Source organism: Streptomyces sp. NPDC127106, assembly GCF_042677605.1.
Lineage (GTDB): Bacteria > Actinomycetota > Actinomycetes > Streptomycetales > Streptomycetaceae > Streptomyces.
This window is the reverse complement of record NZ_JBHXTC010000027.1, coordinates 1-19786: the sequence shown is the minus strand read 5'-3', so window position 1 is coordinate 19786 and position 19786 is coordinate 1. Positions and strand designations below refer to the sequence as shown.

The 19786-nt window shown below is 74.7% G+C and carries 22 protein-coding genes and 1 tRNA gene; 12 read left to right on the top strand and 11 right to left on the bottom strand.

The window, feature by feature from the left end:
- Positions 1-102: 102 nt before the first annotated feature.
- Genes ACFVGY_RS22085 through ACFVGY_RS22070 form a run of 4 tightly spaced genes read right to left on the bottom strand, consistent with a single transcriptional unit; the run spans position 103 to position 4988 of the window.
- Entirely contained in the window at positions 103-1458 is a 1356-nt protein-coding gene (locus tag ACFVGY_RS22085) for an AAA domain-containing protein (RefSeq protein WP_385679912.1), read from the bottom strand.
- On the bottom strand, positions 1455-3032 hold the full coding sequence (locus tag ACFVGY_RS22080; protein ID WP_385679910.1) for a hypothetical protein: 1578 nt from the start codon (positions 3030-3032) through the stop codon (positions 1455-1457). Before ACFVGY_RS22080 ends, ACFVGY_RS22085 begins: the two co-directional genes overlap by 4 nt.
- The gene (locus ACFVGY_RS22075; protein WP_385679908.1) at positions 3023-4153 is read right to left on the bottom strand and encodes a hypothetical protein; all 1131 of its coding nucleotides are present in this window, start codon (positions 4151-4153) and stop codon (positions 3023-3025) included. Before ACFVGY_RS22075 ends, ACFVGY_RS22080 begins: the two co-directional genes overlap by 10 nt.
- Positions 4092-4988, bottom strand: coding sequence for a phosphatase PAP2 family protein (locus ACFVGY_RS22070; protein WP_385679906.1), 897 nt, complete (start codon positions 4986-4988; stop codon positions 4092-4094). Before ACFVGY_RS22070 ends, ACFVGY_RS22075 begins: the two co-directional genes overlap by 62 nt.
- Positions 4989-5103: 115 nt before the next feature.
- Between ACFVGY_RS22070 and ACFVGY_RS22065 the strand changes: the two genes are divergently transcribed.
- Positions 5104-5700, top strand: a complete 597-nt coding sequence (locus tag ACFVGY_RS22065; RefSeq protein ID WP_385679904.1) for a histidine phosphatase family protein — start codon at positions 5104-5106, stop codon at positions 5698-5700.
- Positions 5701-5748: 48 nt separating this feature from the next.
- On the opposite strand, the gene ACFVGY_RS22060 is transcribed toward ACFVGY_RS22065, so the two are convergent.
- Positions 5749-7041, bottom strand: coding sequence for a tetratricopeptide repeat protein (locus ACFVGY_RS22060; protein ID WP_385679902.1), 1293 nt, complete (start codon positions 7039-7041; stop codon positions 5749-5751).
- A 283-nt stretch (positions 7042-7324) separates the two neighbouring features.
- Between ACFVGY_RS22060 and ACFVGY_RS22055 the strand changes: the two genes are divergently transcribed.
- Positions 7325-7717, top strand: coding sequence for a hypothetical protein (locus tag ACFVGY_RS22055; RefSeq protein WP_385680042.1), 393 nt, complete (start codon positions 7325-7327; stop codon positions 7715-7717).
- A 69-nt stretch (positions 7718-7786) separates the two neighbouring features.
- Entirely contained in the window at positions 7787-8662 is an 876-nt protein-coding gene (locus tag ACFVGY_RS22050) for a spermidine synthase (RefSeq protein ID WP_385679900.1), read from the top strand.
- A 28-nt stretch (positions 8663-8690) separates the two neighbouring features.
- Here the strand turns inward: ACFVGY_RS22050 and ACFVGY_RS22045 are convergent, their stop codons facing one another.
- Positions 8691-9248 (bottom strand): hypothetical protein, encoded by a 558-nt coding sequence (locus ACFVGY_RS22045; RefSeq protein WP_385679898.1) that lies wholly within the window; start codon positions 9246-9248, stop codon positions 8691-8693.
- A 79-nt stretch (positions 9249-9327) separates the two neighbouring features.
- Here ACFVGY_RS22045 and ACFVGY_RS22040 point away from each other — a divergent pair, with 79 nt between their 5' ends.
- The 6 genes from ACFVGY_RS22040 to ACFVGY_RS22015 all read left to right on the top strand — a co-directional run bounded on the left by ACFVGY_RS22040 (position 9328) and on the right by ACFVGY_RS22015 (position 13579).
- Positions 9328-10017: a response regulator transcription factor gene (locus ACFVGY_RS22040; RefSeq protein WP_179176199.1), complete on the top strand. Its 690-nt coding sequence runs from the start codon at positions 9328-9330 to the stop codon at positions 10015-10017.
- Positions 10018-10096: 79 nt separating this feature from the next.
- Positions 10097-11485, top strand: a complete 1389-nt coding sequence (locus ACFVGY_RS22035) for a sensor histidine kinase (protein WP_385679896.1) — start codon at positions 10097-10099, stop codon at positions 11483-11485.
- A 79-nt stretch (positions 11486-11564) separates the two neighbouring features.
- Positions 11565-11729 (top strand): DUF5993 family protein, encoded by a 165-nt coding sequence (locus ACFVGY_RS22030; RefSeq protein ID WP_385679894.1) that lies wholly within the window; start codon positions 11565-11567, stop codon positions 11727-11729.
- An 11-nt stretch (positions 11730-11740) separates the two neighbouring features.
- A complete protein-coding gene (locus ACFVGY_RS22025; protein WP_385680040.1) occupies positions 11741-12388 on the top strand; it encodes a disulfide bond formation protein B in 648 nt (215 codons plus the stop codon).
- 91 nt (positions 12389-12479) lie between these two features.
- On the top strand, positions 12480-13190 hold the full coding sequence (locus tag ACFVGY_RS22020) for an NADPH-dependent F420 reductase (protein WP_385679892.1): 711 nt from the start codon (positions 12480-12482) through the stop codon (positions 13188-13190).
- 86 nt (positions 13191-13276) lie between these two features.
- Positions 13277-13579 (top strand): hypothetical protein, encoded by a 303-nt coding sequence (locus ACFVGY_RS22015; RefSeq protein WP_385679890.1) that lies wholly within the window; start codon positions 13277-13279, stop codon positions 13577-13579.
- A gap of 108 nt (positions 13580-13687) precedes the next feature.
- On the opposite strand, the gene ACFVGY_RS22010 is transcribed toward ACFVGY_RS22015, so the two are convergent.
- Positions 13688-14182, bottom strand: coding sequence for a MarR family winged helix-turn-helix transcriptional regulator (locus ACFVGY_RS22010; protein WP_385679888.1), 495 nt, complete (start codon positions 14180-14182; stop codon positions 13688-13690).
- 118 nt (positions 14183-14300) lie between these two features.
- Between ACFVGY_RS22010 and ACFVGY_RS22005 the strand changes: the two genes are divergently transcribed.
- Positions 14301-15173 carry an NAD(P)H-binding protein gene (locus ACFVGY_RS22005; protein WP_385679886.1) on the top strand — a complete coding sequence of 291 codons (873 nt, stop codon included), beginning with the start codon at positions 14301-14303 and terminating at the stop codon, positions 15171-15173.
- Here the strand turns inward: ACFVGY_RS22005 and ACFVGY_RS22000 are convergent.
- From ACFVGY_RS22000 to ACFVGY_RS21985, 4 genes are all read right to left on the bottom strand, one after another.
- Positions 15165-15237, bottom strand: a tRNA-His gene (locus tag ACFVGY_RS22000). The genes ACFVGY_RS22005 and ACFVGY_RS22000 overlap by 9 nt on opposite strands.
- Positions 15238-15344: 107 nt before the next feature.
- Positions 15345-15947 (bottom strand): oligoribonuclease, encoded by a 603-nt coding sequence (orn, locus tag ACFVGY_RS21995; protein WP_385679884.1) that lies wholly within the window; start codon positions 15945-15947, stop codon positions 15345-15347.
- Between the two features lie 118 nt (positions 15948-16065).
- Entirely contained in the window at positions 16066-17238 is a 1173-nt protein-coding gene (locus ACFVGY_RS21990) for a helix-turn-helix domain-containing protein (protein WP_385679882.1), read from the bottom strand.
- 373 nt (positions 17239-17611) lie between these two features.
- Positions 17612-18097: a hypothetical protein gene (locus tag ACFVGY_RS21985; protein ID WP_385679880.1), complete on the bottom strand. Its 486-nt coding sequence runs from the start codon at positions 18095-18097 to the stop codon at positions 17612-17614.
- 340 nt (positions 18098-18437) lie between these two features.
- Between ACFVGY_RS21985 and ACFVGY_RS21980 the strand changes: the two genes are divergently transcribed.
- On the top strand, positions 18438-18968 hold the full coding sequence (locus ACFVGY_RS21980; protein ID WP_385679878.1) for a universal stress protein: 531 nt from the start codon (positions 18438-18440) through the stop codon (positions 18966-18968).
- 97 nt (positions 18969-19065) lie between these two features.
- Positions 19066-19635: a GPR1/FUN34/YaaH family transporter gene (locus ACFVGY_RS21975; RefSeq protein WP_385679876.1), complete on the top strand. Its 570-nt coding sequence runs from the start codon at positions 19066-19068 to the stop codon at positions 19633-19635.
- Positions 19636-19786: the final 151 nt, after the last annotated feature.

The window sequence follows — 19786 nt, the reverse complement described above, 5'->3', positions numbered from 1 at the left end:
GCAAGGGCGCCGTCCTCGGGCCGCGACCGGCTGCCGCCGCAGCCCGATGACGGCGCCCGCCGGAGCATGAGCCGCGCCCCGCGGCCCGGCCGCCCCGGGGGATCAGGGCTTCCAGGACACCCGGTGCTCCGCCAGGTGCGCCAGCACGGCGTGGTTGGCCTCCCAGCCGTCGGGGAACTTCACCGTCACCCCCAGCTGCACCGGCTCCGCCGACGGATGGTCGTCCAGCAGCTCCGCTATCCCCGCCCGGGCCACCACCACGCAGGCGTGCCGGTGCCGCGAGGCCAGCACGCACAGCCGGCCCGTCTCCAGGTGGAACGCGGTCGCGTCCGGCCGGCCCGACAGCGGGTGCAGCACCACCGTCAGGTCGTACTCCCGCCCCTGCAGCCGGTTCGCGGTGTCCACGGTCACCCCGGACACCCCGAGCGAGGCCAGCGCCGCGCGGACGGCGGCCGCCTGGTCCCGGTGCGCGGTGCCCACGGCGATCCGGTCGGCCGTCAGCGGGACCGGCCCCGGCGTCTGCTCGTCCGAGGTCACCGCCCCGCGGTCCAGGGCCCGCCGGACCACCAGGGCGACGGCCCGGACCGCCTCCGGGTCGGTGCGCGGGGTGTGCCGGGCGGGCAGCTCCAGGAGGCCCCAGCCGGACTCGGCGGCCTCGTCCAGCACCCGGTCCGGTCCCGAACCGTCCGAGGGGACCCCGTACGCGAGCCGGCGCTCGCCGGGGCCGGTCCCGCTGCGGAACTGCGTGTACGGGTAGAAGGCGCGGGAGACCAGCGGCGCGGCCGTCGCCGGGAGCCGCCAGGACACGGGCAGCCGGTGCTGCGGCAGCTGCGGGTTGTGCGCCAGCAGGGTGGTCACCGCCGACGCCGAAGGGTCGTAGGACAGGCCCGCCCACTGCTCGGCGCCGACCACGCTGAACGGGTCGAGCTGCCCCGGGTCGCCCACGAACAGGGCCCGCTCGAACAGCCCGCCCACGGCCAGCAGCGCGTCCGAGCGCATCTGGTACGCCTCGTCGACGATGGCGTGCTGCCAGGGCTCGGCGTCCTTGACGTACGCCCACTTCGCGGCCGTGGAGAGGGTGACCGGCAGCTCGGCGAGGTCGGCGAGCTTCGCCGACAGGGTCACCGACGGCAGCTCGCGCAGCGCCGGGTCGTAGGCGTCGGCGTCGCTGCTGTGCAGCCGGCCGACCTTCAGCTCCGGGTCCTTGTCGGCGAGCCGCAGCACCAGGTCGTCGACCTGCGCGTTCGTCTGCGCCACCACCATCAGCCGGCGGCCGGCCGCGGCCAGCTCGCGGGCGGCGCGCACCACGAGCGTGGACTTGCCGGCCCCCGGCGGGGAGTCGACGACGACGCCCCGCTCGGGGCCGTGCAGCGTGTCGTGCAGGATCGCCGCGGTGGCCTCGGCGGCCGCCGCGCCCGGGTCGAAGGCGGCCGCGGGAGCGCGCTCGGTCGCAGTCACAGGAGGTCCTCGTCGGTCACGGCGTCGGGCAGCCAGGCTTCGGCGGTCGCGGATCCGGGCGGCCCGCCGTGCGTCCAGGGGGTCCGCTCCGGTTCGGGCAGCTTCGGGCCGCCGCGCGCGTCGTGCTCGAACAGCGTCCAGCACACCCGCTCGCCCTTCTCCGGCACCGAGCCGGGCTCCGGCTCCCGGCCGCGGCCCATCTTGTCCAGCAGCCGCAGGACGACGCTGCCGTCGGGCTCGTAGCGGACGAACTGCGCGCTCTGCGGTCGGCCCTCCAGGGACCGGAACACCTTCGGGCCACCGCTCCCGGGGCCGTCGGCGAGCTGCGGCCGGTCCTCGGTGGCCACCGTCACCAGCGGTCGCGGGCTGGGCCGCTTCGACTCCGTCCACTCCATGACGACATCGGTGACCTCGCCCGCGAACGCCTCGCCCGCGAGCCGCCGCCCCGCCATCACCAGCGGGTCGTCCAGCGCCTCCTGGGCGTCGAGCCGCACCTGCTCGGTCTCCCGGGTGGCCAGCTTCTGGGCCGCCGTGACCGCGTCGTCGCGGCGCGGCTGCGGCGGCTCGCCCGCCCGGACCCGGTCGCGGTGGCCCGTGTACGACCAGCGGTCGCGGACCCAGCGCTCCTCGGCCCGCTCGGCCTCCGGCAGGCCGCGCACCAGCTCCAGGGCCTGCCACACCGCCCGCCAGGTCGGCCGCATCTGCTCCGCGACGAGCTCGCGGACGGCCTCCTCGGCGCGGGCCACCCCGGCCGGCCGGCCGGCGGCGCGGGCGGCGTCGTAGCGGGCCATCGCCGGGGCCAGCAGCTTGTTGTCGAAGGCCGGGTCGGTGGCCGGTCCGGCGGGCGGCACGAGCAGCTGCCCGTCCCGGTCGCGGCCCTGCTCGGCGCGCAGGGCCGCGGCGGCGCCGGACGCGCCGTCCGGCGGGGCTATCCAGGCCAGCAGCGCGCCCAGGTGCTGGTCCTCCAGGTTGCTCTGGCCGGTCGCCCAGTGCCGGGACAGCAGCTCCGTCGCCGACAGCAGCATCGAGGAGCCGGGGACGCGGGCGCGCTCGCCCAGGTGGGTGAACCAGCGGCCCAGCAGGGGCACCCGGGCGGGCGCCGGATACGGGTTCTCCGGGTCCTCCTCGGCGGTCCGCCGAAAGCGCATCGATCGGCCCAGCAGTCGGACGTGGTCGATGCCGGCCCGGCTCGGCACCACCAGCTGCGGTGCGTCCAGGCACAGCTCGGCCGACACCTTGCTGCGGGCGCCGGTCTCCGGGTCGGTCTCGGTGCGCTCCACGAGCTCGACCTCGTCCGCGTACGACTCCAGGTAGGGCAGCACCTCGTCCGCCAGCCGGGCGAGGAACGCCCAGCGCAGGTCGCGGTCGCGCGGCTGGGGCACCACCAGCAGGCGCGGCTCGTCCGGGTCGATGCCGACGAGCGCGCCGAGCGGGGCGCCCGTCTCGCCCGCGGTCGTCAGCGGGACGAAGACCAGCGGGCGCTCGTGCAGGTGCCGGTGCCGTACGGTCGCGAGCGCCTGGGCCCGGCCCGAGCGCACGGCCTGCAGCCGGGCGAGGGTGTCCATCAGCGGCATGCGGCCTCCCGGAGTGCCTCGGCGCGCAGCCGGGCCGCGTGCTCCAGCGCGGCGGCGGTCGGATCGTCGGGGGAGCCCCCGCCGGCGGCGGCCCCCAGGGCCTCCTCGACGGTGGTGAACCCTCCGAGCTCCCCGCGGACGCCGCGGCCGAGTGCGGTGGCCTCCCCGGCGGCCCGGGCCCGCTCCCGGCAGTGGAAGGCCAGCTCGCAGGCGGCCAGGCACTCGGGGGCGTAGGCGGCGGAGACGGCGGCGACCGCCTCGGTCAGCTCCTCGGCGGGCCGGGCGGGGTCGAAGGTGACCCCCTCGGGCAGGGCCGCGGCCAGCTCCTCGACACGGGTCAGCCGGTCCAGCTGGCGCAGGGTCACGGAGCGCTCGCGACGGACGTCGACGGGCGCGGCGGCGGGCAGGTTGGAGAAGTCCTTCGGGCAGACGAGCAGCACGCTGTGTCCGACGGTGGCGGACGGCAGCTTCTCGGCGGTCTTCTCCAGGGCGAGGACGTACACGGCGGCCTGCCGGGCGGCGGCGCCCACCTTCGCCGGGTCGGCGGCGCCGTCGACCAGCGGGAACGACTTGATCTCCACCACGGTCCAGCGGCCGTCGGGATGCACCACGACCACGTCCGGCTCCAGGTAGGCGGGCGTGCCGGCGACTTCCAGGGCCAGCATCGGATGGTCCAGCAGGGTCCACTCGCCGGCGGCGGTGGCCTCCCGCAGGGCGAGCGCGGTGCGCGCGGCGCGGCCCTCGGGGCCGGCGGCGCTGAGGTCGGGGACGCGGGCGCCGCTGCCGGGCGGCTCGGCCCCGCCGCCCAGCTGCCGGTGGACCAGCCGCAGCAGCTCCGCCCCGCCGTCGGCCTTGACCTTGGCCTCGAAGGAGTTGCCCCGGATGATCGCGAACTGCGACTGGCCGAAGGCGGCGGGCGAGCCGAGTGCCGCGGCGAGCGCCGTCTTGTCCACGCCGGCCCCGTCGAGCAGTGCGCGTCTGCCGCAGCCCGGGTTGGCGGCGAGCGCCGCCAGCGCGCGGGCGTCGAGCGGGCGGGGTGGCACGGCGGGGCCGCGCAGGTCAGCGAGCCGCTGCCGCAGTGTCGTCTTCTGGGGCGGGCCGCTGTGCGGGTAGGAGCTCACGGGCGGAAGTGTCCCATCCGCCACTGACAATCGGGGTCGTACCGCGGAAACCGGCTGGTCCGGCTGCCGGCCCGGTCGCTGCCGGAGCCCTCTCGGGGGCGCTCGTACCGGCCCGCGTACGTGCCGGCAGGGCGCGGGCGGCGGCGTAGCCGAGGCCCATCACGGCGGCCCCGGCGACCGCGTCGAGGAAGTAGTGGTTGGCGGTGCCCATGACGACGAGCGTGGTGACGGCGGGGTAGGCGATGCCGAAGGCCCGCAGGAGCGGGTGCCGCCCGTGCCGCCACATCAGCACCCCGCACCACAGGGCCCAGCCGACGTGCAGGCTCGGCATGGCCGCGTACTGGTTGGTGAGTCCGCCGAGCCCGCGCGGGGCACTGGCCTCGGCGCCCCACCAGCCGTACGCGCTGTACTGGGCCATGGTGTCGGTGAACCCGTGCGCGGCGTCGAGCAGCCGGGGCGGGCAGGTGGGCAGCAGCGAGAACCCGACGAGCCCGAGGAGGGTGGAGGCGATCAGCCAGGTGCGGGCGGCCCGGTAGTGCGCCGGGCGGCGGCGGTAGAGCCAGACCAACACGGCCGGAGTGACCAGGTAGTGCAGGGAGGCGTACACGAAGTCGGCGGGTATGCCGAGCGGCCCGTGGTGCGAGAACAGCCGGTTCAGCGGCCGCTCGAAGGAGATCCCCAGCAGGTCTTCGGCCCGGAGGATGGCGAGCCCGTGGTCGACGGCCAGCTGCACGTCGCCCCGGGCGAGGAGTCTGCCGCCGGAGTACGCGCCGTAGAGGAGCCCCAGGAGCAGCAGTTCGGCCCACCAGCGGGTGGGCTTCTGCCGGTTGTTCATACGATCTAGGACGGCTGTTCGGGTGCGCGGGTTGCCTCGTGTTCACGTGATGGATGATGGTCGGACGATCCAATCGTCCGAACCGTCACGGACCACCAGTACCGGGAGAAACCGCATGGCCCCCCGCATCCTCCTCGCCCGGCACGGCCAGACGGCGTGGTCCAGGCTCGGCAAGCACACCGGTCGCACGGACGTCCCCCTGCTGGAGGAGGGCCGTAGGGGCGCGAAACTGCTCGGCGAGCGGCTCGCCCAGGACCCGTGGGGCGGCCTGCCCGGGGTGGAGGTCCGCACCAGCCCGCTGGTCCGCGCGAGCGAGAGCTGCGACCTGGCCGGCTTCGGCGCCCGGGCGGAGCCCTGGGACATGCTGATGGAGTGGGACTACGGCGACTACGAGGGCATGACCCCCGCCGAGATCCAGGCCGTTCGCCCCGGCTGGCTGATCTGGCGCGACGGCGTCCCGGGCGGCGAGTCCGTCGCCGACGTCGCGGCCCGTGCGGACGAGGTCGTCGCCTGGGCCCGCTCGGCCGAACGTGACGTGCTCGTCTTCGCCCACGGCCACGTCCTGCGCACCCTCGCCGCCCGCTGGCTCGGCTTCGACGCCTCCTTCGGGGCCCGCATCCGCCTGGAGCCGACCTCGCTGTCGGTGCTCGGCTGGGCGTACGGGGCCCCCGCGCTGGAGCGCTGGAACGACACGGGGCACCTGGAGGCGTAGCCTCGCGGGGTCGGCGCCGGGGGCCTCGCGCGGGGCCGCTCCGACGGCTCAGGCCCCGGCGTGCCGGGCCAGGAAGGCCCCCACCCGGGGGCTGCGTTGGTCCGGGAGCAGGGAGCGGGCCGTCGCCGAGAGCATCGACCGGATCCGCGTCGACTGGACGTCCTCCAGCAGGTCCAGAACCCGGCCGCCCGCCCAGGCGGCCTCGTCCGGGGCCCCGGCGCGGGCCAGGTTGTCGGCCAGCTCGGCGGTGTAGAGGGCCACGTTCCGCGCGAAGTGCGGGTCCTGGAGGTCCGCGGCGCGCCGGGCGTGCCGGGCCGCCCTCGCGTGCTCCCCGAGCGCGGCCCAGCAGCGCGACTCCAGCGACTCCAGCTCGGCCTCGCCGAAGAAGGACATCCACTCCGGGTCCGCGTCCGCGGGTCCGTGGGAGAACTCCGTGTGCGCCCGGACCAGTGCCTCCTCGCAGGCCCTGCGGTCGGCCAGGCCCGCCCAGCCGCCCGCCTCGCGCAGCGCGAGCAGCGCCAGCAGCCGCTGGGAGCCGAGGGAGCGGGCGGCGCGGCGGCCCGCCTGCGCGGCCCGTACCGACTCGCGGGGCCGGCCGCAGTCCCGGGCCAGGAAGGCCATGTTGCTGAAGGCGTGCGCCTCCAGCCCGGCGTCCCCCGAGACCCGGGCCGTCGCCAGGGCCTCCGCGTAGTGCGAGCGGGCGTCGTCGAAGCGTCCGGAGTCGTGGGCCAGCCAGCCGACCGAGATGGCCAGCTCGCCGGCGCCCGCGTGCAGCCGGTCCTCGGTGGACTGCCGGGCCGCCCCCGCGTCCAGCAGTGCGTAGGCGGCGCGCAGCGGCGCGGCCGCCCGGCGGTAGAGCGCGTCCGCGCCGTGCCGGTCGTCCAGCAGCCGGATCTGGCGTACGGCGTCCTCGACCGCGGCGGCCTCGGCCTCGCCGGCGCGGGAGGGTGTCCGGCGGGTGTCGCCGAGCAGGGCGAGGCCGAACGTCGCGGCCGCCACGGTGGCGGAACCGCCCGCCATGAACGCGCGACGCTGCACGTCGCTCTCCTTGTGGGTGTCGTGGGTGCGCTGCGCCCAGCGGCCGCGGACCGCCTCGCGCGGGGAGAACCCCAGGTCGGTGAGGGTCCGGCCGGGGAACATGTGCAGGAAGACCCGCTCGTAGGCGTAGTTGGGGCAGCGGATCTCCCCGGATTCGACGCGGCCGATGTAGCGGGCGTCGCAGGAAACCGTTTCTCCGATTTCCCGTGCGGAGCGGCGGACCGCGGCCGCGAACTCGGCCGGGGAGAGCTGTCCGCGCAGTCGCCGGAACGTGTGGTTGGGTGAGTGCGGGAACGCCGCCATGGACGGGCCTCTCTGCAAGGAACGCACTGCCGGTGCTGCGGGTGCTGCGGTGTGGAGCCGGTACCGGCGCGCATGAACGTACCGCCAGGGGCGGCTCGTTGATGCGGCGTTTGCCTACAAACCGGATATCTCACCCGTGATCTGCCATGAAGTGCCATCCTTTGCAGCGTCTTGCCGCCGAACCTGTTGACGCTTCCGCGCGTTGACCCCTTGCGGGGCCGGAGACGATTCCCGCCCCGCCCGTAGGCGATCGATGAGCGTGGTTCCCGTGGTGGAGGCCGGCATGGAGAGCGCAGGAACGAACACCCAGCCCCTCGGGTGCGGCGCACCGGACCTGGTGACCGTGCCGGCCCGGCAGGGACTGGAGGCCGTGGACATCATCCGCCGGGCCGCGAGCCGGGCCGGCGGGGTCGGACCCGTGCTGCACGACGGGGCCGGCGCCACCCTCGGCTTCCTCGTCCCGGCCGGCACCGCCGACGCCTGGGACCTCCCCGGCAGCGCCTGTACGCAGACCGACGGGCGCGGGATGCGGCTCGGCGACGTCCTGCCCGCCGCCGGGGACAGCGGCTGGCTGCTCCCGCCGGACGCCGTCGGCGAGGTCACCGACCCCGAGGTGCTGCGGGCGGCGCTCGGCGAGGCGGCCCGGCTGATCGAGGCCGCCGACAACTGCCGCTGACCGGGGGGCCGGTCGACGGGCGGCGTCGGGGCGGCCGGGGTCCGGCGTGCGGCCGGGGACAATGGGGTGGTGGCAGGCAAGGGCAGAGGCAGCAGACAGCGCGGGCGCGGAACCTCCGAGGCGGTCGTCGGGCAGGTGGGCGGCGGGCTGGCGGAGCTGGCGCCCGACCGGGAGCGGTCCGGGGCCTGGACCCTGCTGCTCGACGGGGCGCCGCAGTCCCACGTCGACCTCGCCGACCCGGAGCACCTGGCGTTCGCGTACCAGCGCCGGATCGGCCACCTCATCGACCTCGCGGCCCCCGCCCGGCAGCCCCTGAACGTGGTGCACCTGGGCGGCGGCGCCTTCACCCTCGCCCGCTACGCGGCCGCCGCCCGCCCCCGCTCCACGCAGCAGGTCGTGGAGATCGACGCCGCCCTGGTGGCCTTCGTGCGCGAGCACCTGCCGCTGGACCCGCAGGCCCGGATCCGGGTCCGGACGCTGGACGCGCGGGCCGGGCTGGCGAAGGTCCCGGACGGCTGGGCGGACCTGGTGATCGCGGACGTGTTCAGCGGCGCCCGCACGCCGGCCCACCTGACCAGCACCGAGTTCCTGGACGACGTACGCCGGGCCCTGGCGCCCGGCGGCTGGTACGTGGCGAACCTCGCGGACGGGCCGCCGCTCGCGCACCTGCGCGGCCAGATCGCCACGGCCGCCGCCCGCTTCACGCACCTGGCGATGGCCGCGGACCCGGTGGTGTGGCGGGGGAAACGGTTCGGCAACGCGGTCCTGGCCGCCGCCGACCGGGAACTGCCGGTCGCCGAGTTCACCCGCCGCGTCGCGAGCGACCCGCACCCGGGCCGGGTCGAACACGGCCGCGCCCTGACCGACTTCGCCGGCGGCGCCGCCCCGGTGTGCGACACCTCGGCCACGCCCTCCCCCCAGCCGCCGCCGGGGGCCTTCCACTGAGCCCACCGGGCCGCTCGGGGCGGCGGGGTCAGCCCTCGTAGGTCTCCACCAGGGGCGGATGGCCGTTCCAGGTGCAGAAGACCGACATCTCCTTGTCCCCCTTGGTGAAGGTCACGCGGATCCAGAACGGCTGCTTCCACACCTGCATCTGCCAGCCGGCGTCCGGCGTCGCCGAGACCAGGTCGGCCGAGGTCGCGCCGAGGTCGAACACCACCCGGCCGCCGTTGACCGTGTACGCCTTCACCGTGCCGCCCGCGCCGCCGGCACCCTGCTCGCCGGACGGCCGCGCCCCCTGCGACGCCTTCGGCGAGGGCTTCGCGGAGGAGGCCTCCGCGGCCGGCGACGCCGAGGTCGAGGCCGACGGGGACGGCGACGGGGAGGCGGACGCGGACGGGTTCGGGGACGACGAGCCGCCGGCCCCCGCGCCGTGCGTCGACGAGGGCAGCGGCTTCGAGGCCAACGGCACCGCCAGCGGCGGGTCGTAGGCCGTTCCGGACATCACCGTGTGCACGCCCCACCACGACAGCGTCACCGCCGCCCCGGTCGCGAGCGTCCAGGCGAAAGCATGTACAAGTCCTCGGTGCATCAGCCCACATACTGCACCACACGCCCCGAACGTCGCCCGACACCCCGCTGGGTCGCCCGAATGGACTACGGTGCGGCCCATGGCAAGTGTGCTCGTGGTCGAGGACGACCAGTTCGTACGTTCGGCCCTCATCCGGCACCTCACCGACGCCGCGCACACCGTGCGCAGCGTCGGCACGGCCCTGGAGGCCCTGCGCGAAGTCGCCCACCACCGCTTCGACGTGGTCATCCTCGACCTTGGGCTGCCCGACCTGGACGGGTCGGAGGCGCTCAAGATGCTGCGCGGCATCACCGACGTACCGGTGATCATCGCCACGGCGCGCGACGACGAGGCCGAGATCGTCCGGCTGCTCAACGACGGCGCCGACGACTACCTGACGAAACCGTTCTCCGTGGAGCACCTCTCCGCCCGGATGGCCGCCGTGCTGCGTCGCGCCCGGTCCGCCGCCGGCGCGGAGGCGCCCTCCCGGGTCCTGCGGGTGGGCGGCCTGGCCATCGATCCACTGCGGCGGCAGGCCGAACTGGACGGGGCCGCCCTCGACCTGACCCGGCGGGAGTTCGACCTGCTGGCCTTCCTGGCGGGCCGGCCCGGAGTGGTGGTGTCCCGGCGCGAGCTGCTCGCCGAGGTGTGGCAGCAGTCGTACGGCGACGACCAGACCATAGACGTGCACCTGTCCTGGCTGCGCCGCAAGCTCGGCGAGACCGCGGCCAACCCCCGCTACCTGCACACCCTGCGCGGGGTCGGGGTCAAGCTGGAGCCGCCCCGGTGAGCGCACGGAGCACGCAGGGCACACCGGGCACGCGGGGCACGCAGGGCACACCGGGCACACCGGGCACGGTGCGCGCGCGATGAGGTGGGCGCTGGTCAAGGTGTGCCTGGCGGTCACCGCCATGGTGGTCGTGGCCTTCGCCGTACCGCTCGGGCTGGTCGTCCAGGAGATGGCCAGTGACCGGGCGTTCTCCAACGCCGAGCGGCAGGCCGCCACCATCGGCCCGACCCTGTCCATCACCACCGACCCGGGGCAGCTGCGCCGGGCCGTGGAGTCCACGGAGATGGGCGCCGCCCAGCGGATGGCCGTCCACGTGCCCCCGGTCGGCGGCGGCGCGGCGGTGGAGATCGGCGCCGGCTGGGCCGGCCCGCACGCCGTGGAGGAGACCCGGCGGCTCGGGCGGGCGATGACGGTGCCGCTGGCGCGCGGCGGATCGGCGCTGCTCCAGCCCACCGCCCTGGGGTCCGGGGACATCGCGGTGGTGGAGATCCTCGTGCCCGAGCGTGAGGTCAGCAACGGTGTCGCCACCGCCTGGCTGGTCCTCGCAGGCGTCGCCCTGGCGCTCGTCGTCGGCTCCGTGGCGGTCGCCGACCGGCTCGGCGCCCGGCTGGTACGCCCGGCCGAGCGGCTCGCGGACGCCGCGCACCAGTTGGGCGAGGGCCGGCTGGGGGCGCGCGTACCGGAGGCCGGGCCGAAGGAACTCCGGTCGGCTGCCGTCGCGTTCAACTCCATGGCGGACCAGGTGGTGGAACTCCTCGCCAACGAGCGGGAGCTGGCCGCCGACCTGTCGCACCGGCTGCGGACGCCGCTGACGGTGCTCCGGCTCAACGCTGCCTCGCTCGGGGACGGACCGGCCGCCGAGCAGACGCGGGCCGCGGTCGAGCAGCTGGAACGGGAGGTCGACACGATCATCCGCACCGCCCGCGAGCAACGCGCCACCGGCGCGGCCGGAGCCGGCGCCGGGGCCGGCTGCGACGCCTCGGAGGTCATCCGCGACCGGATGGCGTTCTGGTCGGCGCTCGCCGAGGACGAGGGCCGCGAGGTGCGGCTCGCCGGCGTGGAGCGGACGGTGCGGATCCCGGTCGCCCGGCCGGAGCTCGCGGCCGCCCTGGACGCCCTGCTCGGCAACGTCTTCCGGCACACGCCCGAGGGCACGGCCTTCGCGGTCGACGTGCACGACGCGGGGGACGCCGTCATCGTGCTCGTGTCGGACAGCGGGCCGGGGATAGCCGACCCGGACGCGGCCCTGCGCCGCGGCAACGACGGGGGCCGGGACGGTTCGACGGGCCTCGGCCTGGACATCGTGCGGCGGGTCGCCGAGGGGACCGGTGGTGACGTGCGGATCGGCCGCTCGGTGCTCGGCGGCACCGAGGTCCGGCTGTGGATCGCCCTGGACGACCGGGCCAGGGGCGGCGGGGAGCGCGGCGGGCGGGAGCGCCGCGGGCGGCGCAAGCGGCGCGGCGGCTGACGGGCAACCGACGTAACCGGTGGGCGGCAGGGGCGCGCCTGACGGGGTGCACGTGCCGTTCGTCGGTACGGTCCGCGGCATGGACACCCTCATCTTCGGCGGCCTCCTCGCCACGCTGATCGCCCTGTGTCGGGACGCGTCGCGGACGGCCGTGCTCGGCGCCTGGTGGGTCACGCTGACCGCGGTGGTCCTGCTGACGGCACACCACCTGGCCGGCGGCCCCGTCCTCGGCCCGGTGCGCTGACCGCCGTGGCCATGATGGAGAGCATCCTCCCGGAGACCCCGCTGGAGGGCGGTCTGCTGGGGCGGGCGCAGTACTGGTTCGCGTGCTTCTTCGCCCTCGGCTGGACGGGTGTCGCCGGCGCCGGCGTCCTCGTCCCGCTCGTGCTGGGGCAGCCGTCCTGCCCGCTCTGCGTCGTGCAGCGGATGTTCATGTTGCTGGCGGCGACGGGGGCGGCGTACATCGTCCGTACGGCGCTCAGGCACGGGACGGTGACGGGGCGCGACTACATGACGGGCTGGGGTCTGGCCCTGGTCGCGGTCGCCGCAGGCTCGTTCGCCTCGTGGCGGCAGGCGGTGCCGCACGTCCTGCCGGGCGGCGGGGGCCACGGCCGCGAGGTGTTCGGCCTGCACCCGGACGTCTGGGCGTGGGTCCTCTTCCAGGCCTCGGCCGTCGCGGTCGGCGTCGTCCTGGCCTCCGCCCACGCGACCGCGGACCGCGCCGTTCCGACGGCCGGGCCGGGGCCGCACCGGACGGCGGGGCTGCTCGCGCTGTGGCTCCTCGGGCTGGTGACCGCCGTGAGCGCGGCGGCCGTGTTCCTCCAGGAGGGGTTCCACTGGTTCCTGCCGGACGACCCGCGGCGCTACGAGTTCTTCCACGACCTGCGGACCCTGGGCGGGTAGTGGGCGGGTAGTGGGCGGATAGCGGGCGGGTAGCCGGCGGGGGCACGGAAGACACGGCAGAGCAGGAAGCACCGGAAGGATCGGAACGCCCATGCGCTACGCAGTCCTCGGCACCGGGGCGGTCGGCCGCACGGTCGCCGCCCGCCTGAACTCCCTCGGGCACGAGGTCGTCATCGGCACCCGCGACCCGGCGGTCACCGCCGGCCGCGACGAGTTCGCGGCCTGGCGGGCGGGCGAGCACGGCGCGGCGGACGTCGGCCTGGCCGGCTTCGCGGAAGCCGCACGGCACGGCGGGACCCTGGTCAACGCCACGGCGGGGAAGGCCAGCGTGGCGATCCTGACGGAGGCCGGCGCCGCGCACCTGGACGGCAGGATCCTGATCGACATCGCGAACCCGCTGGACTTCTCCCGGGGGTTCCCGCCCACCCTGGACCCGGTGAACGACGACAGCCTGGGCGAGCGGATCCAGCGGACCTTCCCGGGGCTGCGGGTGGTCAAGACGCTGAACACCATGAACTGCCGGATCATGGTGGATCCGGCGCGGGTGCAGGGGGATCACACGGTGTTCTTGTCGGGTGAGGACCCCGAGGCCAAGGCCGAGGTACGGGCTTTGCTGCACTCGTTCGGCTGGCCGGAGGCGAGCGTGCTGGACCTCGGCGGGATCGAGACGGCCCGCGGGGCGGAGATGCTGCTCCCGGTCTGGCTCCGGCTGATGGGGGCCCTCGGGCACACCGACTTCAACTTCCACGTCCAGGGCGCCCGGAGGGGCGGCACGGGCCTGGTCCCCGGGGCCGACGCCTGACCGGGGGCCCGACACCCGGTCGGGTGTGCAGATGTTGCCGGGCCCGGTGGCCCCGCCGAGTGTGGCCCTGACGGAGGGAGTCAGGCATGAGAGTCATGCTCCGGGCCCATATCGACACGGCCGCCGGCAACGAGGGGATCAGGAGCGGAGCCCTGCCCACGGTGATCCAGAAGTTCATGGAGAAGGTGAAGCCGGAGGCCGCGTACTTCGGCCTCCACGAGGGCGTGCGGTCCTGTTGGATCATCTTCGACCTCCAGGACAGCTCGCAGCTGCCGCCGCTGCTGGAGGACATGTTCCTGCGGTTCAACGCGGAGCTGGAGGTCGGGCCGGTGATGAACCGCGAGGAGCTGGCGAAGGGCCTGGCGGCCATGGCTTCGTCACCGGACTGACCCGCGCGCCGCGCTGACCCGCGCGCCGACCGCCCCGCCCCGCCTCGCCCCGCCCCGCTCCGTGGGGCGGGGCGGTGGCGCGGGAACGGCCGCTCCGGCGGCCTCCGTTCAGCCGCCGGACTGGAGCCGCTCGGCCTGGGCGCGGCCGACCTCGGCGGCGCGGTGCAGGTAGTCGGCGATGACGGCGAGTTCGGCGTCGGAGTAGCGCTCCAGGACGGCGCCGAAGGCGCGTCCGGGGGTCTCCCAGGCCTCGCCGATCCGGTGGAGGGCGTCGGGGGCCAGGGCGACCAGTGAGCGGCGGCGGTCGCCCGGGTCGGCGAGCCGCTCCACGATGCCGGCCTTGACCAGGCGGTCGACGAGGCGGGTGGCCGAGCCCGAGGTCAGGCCGGTGAGGCGGGCGACGTCGCCGGTGCTGACCGGGCCGGGCTCCAGGTCGAGGAGCGCGATGCACTGCATGTCGGTGGGGTGCAGGCCGACGTGGTCGGCGAGGGCCTGGGTGAAGAGCGAGTAGCCGGCGTAGTGGCGCTGGCTCTCCGTCACGACGTGCGCGAGCAGCTCGGCGCGGCTCCACTGCTCACCCGAACGGGGGGAATCGGTTGACATCGGGTTCTCCATGCCTGAAATTTAATTGCGTGACGCAGAGAATGCTCGGTACACAATCTGCATCACGGAGTGATCCTATCGTGCGCAGCCCGACCCAGAACAGGAAGCAGGTCCCGCCATGTCGATCCTCGTCACAGGTGCCCGAGGCGCCGTCGCCCGCAAACTCGCCTCCCTCCTGAGCGCTCGCGGCATCGCGCACCGCCTCGGGTCCCGCGAGCCGGACACCCCCGGTACGGTGCGCTGCGACCTGTCCGATCCGGCGACCTTCCCCGAAGCGCTCGCCGGAGCCCGTTCCGTCTTCCTCTACGCGGAGGCCTCCGGCATCGGCGCCTTCGTCAAGGAGGCCGCTGCCGCGGGCGTCGAGCACGTCGTGCTCCTGTCCTCCTCCGCGGTGCTCGCTCCGGCCGCCGCCGACAACCCGCTGGCCGCGGCCCACCGCGCCGTGGAGGAGACCCTGCTGGCCTCGCCGCTGCGCACGACCCTGCTGCGCCCCGGGTCCTTCGCGACCAACGCCCTCGGCTGGGCCGGGCCGCTGCGGGCCGGTGCGCCGGTCCGCCTGCCGTACCCGGGCGCGCACACCGACCCGGTCCACGAGGCCGACCTCGCGGAGGCCGCGTACGCGGTGCTGACCGACCCCGCCCGCGCCGGGCGGGCCTACACCCTGACCGGCCCGCAGTCCCTCACGTTCGCGGACCAGCTGTCCCTACTCGGCCGCGCCCTCGGTCGCCCCGTGCCGTACGAGACGGTCACCGCCGAGCAGTGGAGGGCCGAGGTCGCCGCCTTCATACCCGCGACCTACGCCGACGCGCTCATCGAGCACTGGGCCGCGGCTGACGGGGTGCCCGCAGCCCTCACCGACCATGTGTCCCAGCTCACGGGCCGACCCGCCCGATCCTTCGGGACCTGGGCCGAGGACCACGCCGACGACTTCCGGAACGCAGAAGACCCCGGTCCGCTCGCACGGACCGGGGCCTCCGGTAAGGGTGAGTGACGGGACTCGAACCCGCGGCCACCTGGACCACAACCAGGTGCTCTACCAACTGAGCTACACCCACCATGTCCGGTCGGAAAACCGACCGGCCGAAGAAAAGGGTACAGGGTCCGGAAGGGTGCTCGCTTCCCTCATTCCGCCGACCCCTCCTCCGGAGGGTCCGGGCGGGTGCTACTCGGCGGGCAGGACGTACTTCGCGGCGATGGACCGCGCCGTGTCCGAGTCCGGGCCGGGCTGCGGGACGAAGACCGCCTCCCGGTAGTAGCGCAGCTCGGCGATGGACTCCTTGATGTCCGCGAGCGCCCGGTGGTTGCCGTTCTTCGGCGGGCTGTTGAAGTAGGCCCGCGGGTACCAGCGGCGCGCCAGCTCCTTGATCGAGGAGACGTCCACGATCCGGTAGTGCAGGTGGCCCTCCAGCGCGGGCATGTCCCGCAGCAGGAAGCCGCGGTCGGTGGAGACCGAGTTGCCGCACAGCGGCGCCTTCCGGGGCTCCTTCACGTACTCGCGTACGTACTCCAGCACCTGCGCCTCGGCATCCGCGAGGGTGGTTCCGCCGGCCAGCTCGTCGAGCAGGCCGGAGGCGGTGTGCATCGCGCGCACCACGTCGGGCATGGTCTCCAGCGCCGCGTCCGGCGGGCGGATCACGATGTCCACGCCCTCGCCGAGCACGTTGAGCTCCGAGTCGGTGACCAGCGCGGCCACCTCGATAAGTGCGTCGTCCGCCAGCGAGAGGCCCGTCATCTCGCAGTCGATCCACACCATGCGATCGTTCATGCGTCCACCTTATGCGCTCGCCCCGCGGATCCGGCCGGGCCCGGAGTGCCGAAGGCCCCCGCACCGGTCGAGACCGGTGCGGGAGCCTTCGGAGTCGGGCAGGCCCCGCGGCCCGGGGCTACGCGTGCTCGCGCAGCACCCGCGACGGGGCGTACAGCTCCGTCACCGTCGGACCGGAGGCGGCCAGCGCCGCCGCCGTCCGGTGGGGCTGCGGGGTGCGCTGGTGCGGCACGGGACCCGCCGAGATCTCCGACACCTGCGCCGTGTCGCCCTGGGGGCGGCGGGCCCGGTAGGCGGAGCGGTAGGCCGCCGGGGAGGACCCCAGCTGCCGGCGGAAGTGCCCGCGCAGCGCCACCGGCGAGCGGAATCCGCAGCGCCCGGCGACCTCGTCGACCGAGTAGTCGGAGGTCTCCAGCAGCCGCTGCGCCTGGAGCACCCGCTGGGTGATCAGCCACTGCAGCGGCGCGCTGCCGGTCAGCGAGCGGAACCGCCGGTCGAAGGTGCGCCGGCTCATGTAGGCGCGGGCGGCGAGCGTCTCCACGTCGAACTGCTCGTGGAGGTGCTCCAGCGCCCAGGCGACGACCTCGGCCAGCGGGTCGGCGCCGATCTCCTCCGGCAGGGACCGGTCGAGGTAGCGCTCCTGGCCGCCCGTGCGCCGCGGCGGGACGACGAGCCGGCGGGCCAGTGCCCCGGCCGCCTCGCTGCCGTGGTCGGTGCGCACGATGTGGAGGCACAGGTCGATTCCGGCCGCGGTGCCCGCGGAGGTCAGTACGTCGCCGTCGTCGACGAACAGCTCGCGCGGGTCGACGTGGACGGACGGGTACCGCTTGGCCAGCGTCGGCGCGTACATCCAGTGCGTCGTCGCGGGCCGGCCGTCCAGCAGACCGGCGGCGGCGAGCACGAAGGCCCCCGTGCACAGTCCGACGATCCGGGCCCCCTCCTCGTGCGCCAGACGCAGTGCGTCGAGCGCCTCCGGCGGCGGCGGTGAGGTGATGGAGCGCCAGGCCGGGACGACGACGGTGCCCGCGCGGGCGATCGCCTCCAGGCCGTACGGCGCGGTCAGTTCGAGTCCGCCGGTGGTCCGCAGCGGACCGTCCTCCCCGGCGCACACGAGCAGTCGGTAGCGTGGAACTCCCGCGTCCTGCCGGTCAATGCCGAACACGGAGAGTGGAATGGAGCTCTCGAAGATCGGCCCGCCGCTGAACAGCAGCACCGCGACGATCTCCCTGCGGCGACGCCCCGCAAGCTTCCGGCCGGCGTCCGTGACGACGGCGGTGGAATCCTGGCTCATGGCTAAGCCCCCCTTGGGTGTCGCGACTCCCTGGTCTGGTCGCACCTGCACGTTTCCCCTCGGCCTTGCACGTGGATCCCCCGCCGTAAAACATGATCGAATCTACTGCGTCCCGTGGTGTCGGCGTGACAAGTTCAGCACGCAGCGCTATGTCGACTTGGCAACTTGGCGAAAAGCATTCGATCAGTAAGCGTTCCACTCCGCTACCGGAGCGGGAACCTCGCGCTCCGGCTGTGGCCAGTACCCATCGGGTCTTCCGGCCCCCCTGGCACCATCGTCGCCTGTGGTGGGGCGAGTCGAGAGGCATTCCGGCAAGGCCGGCATGGTGCCGTGAAGTTGGCTGAAATCATGCGGTTGTGGGTGTGTGAATCGGTCAGTCCCTCCGGGGGGCCCCGCCGGAGCCGTTGCAGCCGCGCCGCGCCCCGCTGCGGCCGCCGCCCCGGTGCCCGCCGCCCCGCGCCCCGCTCCTTCCTCGCGCCCCGCTCCCGCTGCGCGAGTGCCGGCGGCGCCGGCCCGGTACCGGCAGTCGGTCCTCGGCCAGGACCGCCACGGCGCCCCGGCTCCCCTTCTCGGACCAGCGCAGCATCACCCGGCACACCGCCGTGACGGCGACCAGCCCCAGGGTCGCCACGGCGGCCCCGCCGAAGGTGGTCCCGTACACGACGAGGACCACCGGGACGAGCAGGCAGCTGAAGGCGGCCCAGCGCACCACGTCACCCGTGGGGTCGTCATGGGCGTGCCTGCCGGACTGCACGGACGGGTGAACGGGGGCGGGGGTGACATGCGGGGTCGTGTCGGCGTACGGGGTGGGCTGCGTCGGCTGAGCGGGCTGGACGGGGTGAACCGGATGGCCGGGCACGGCGTGCTCCCTGCGGGCTCTCCTGGACGGTCGGACGCCTGTCCAACGGCGGGCGGCGGGGCTCGGTCACTGCGCGCACGGGTGGTGCGCCGGGGGCGCTCGTCACTGGCTGTAGGGGACAGCGGGCATTGCCAAGGCGGCCTCGCTCCGGCATGCTCCCTGGGACACTCTCCAAGTGCGGCAAGCCCTGTCCAGGACAGGAGTGTCGCCGTACCCTGGTGGGTAAGGGCTTGGGAAGATGCTTCCCGGACAGAGCTCCGTCACCCTGAGTCGTCGCTTTCGCCCATTCTCGCCCCGTCGCCTTGTCCCTTCCCCCGAGGACCCCTTCGCCGAGACATCCATGGCCGGTCACGAATCCCCCGAACCCGCGGATCGCAAGCGCAAACCGCTCGCCGATCATGTGCCGAGCGATCTGCGCGCGACGGAACAAGCGCGTCCGAACTGCGACCCGGCCTTCCGGCACGGCGTCGTCGTGGGGTTCGACGGCTCCACCTCCAGTGAGCGGGCGCTCGCCTACGCGATCGGGATGGCCCGCCGGTCCGGATCCGGCCTGATCATCGTGCACGTGGCCAACCGGTTGCCCACCACCGTGTGGGCCGGCTGCGAGCCGCCGGTCTTCGTGGACGTGCCCGACCACCGCACCGAGGTCCTCGGGCTCGAACTGGCCTGCGCGGACTACCTGGCCGAGGTGCCGTGGATCCTGGTCGAGCGGGGCGGGGACATCTGCCACGAGCTGGAGGAGGTCGGCCGGGAGTATTCGGCCGACGCCATCGTGGTCGGCTCCACGCACGGGATCGTCGGCCGGATCTTCGGATCGGTGGCGGGCCGACTCGCCAAGCGCGCACAGCGACCGGTCGTTGTCATTCCGTAACCGCTGCTGCATCGATTGTGCGGTTGTGCACCCCTGTAAAGGGTAGATAAATGCTGCTGGGACGCAGCACACAACTGCAGATCGAAGGGAGCCCGCCGTGGACAATGGTGTCTCTGCGGGAAGCACGGCCTCGACTTCGACCCTCGGGAACATCGCCCTGGGTCTCACCCTTCTCGCGTTCGGTATCGGCCACACCGGCATCATCAGCGGAGTGTCCGCGGCGGACGCCGTCTCGCTCGCGACCTACGTCGGCGGCTTCGCCCTCTTCGTCCTCGGGCTCCTGGAGTTCCGTGGCGGAAACGGCTTCAACGGCACGGCGTTCGCGGGCCTCGGCGCCTTCTGGTTCACCTGGGCCGCGGGGGCCGACGGAAAGGTTTCCGCCCACGCCGCGGGCCTGTTCCTGGTCCTCTTCGCGCTCCTCGCGCTGACCCTCACCACGGGCGCCGCGAGCGGACCGTTCGGCCAGGGCACCTACGCCCTGCTCACCCTCTCCCTGCTGCTCCTCGCGATCGGCACCCTCGCCGACAGCGGCGGGCTGGCCAAGGCCGCCGGCTGGGTGGCCGCCGTCTCCGGGCTGCTGGCCTGGTACGGCGCGACGGCGGCGCTGGCCCACTGGCCGACCGCCTTCGGCAAGGCGTCCCGCGGCGGCGCGGTCGCCGCGAGCTGACCGGCCGCACGGCCGCATGGCCTGACCGCGCGGCGGAACACGGAACGGCCCCCGGGTCCTTGGGTTCTAACGGTCCTCGCAACACCCGCGATCTGTGGGAGTTGCGAGGACCGTGGGCGTTGAGCGTGATGATCTTGCCCGGTTGCGGGAG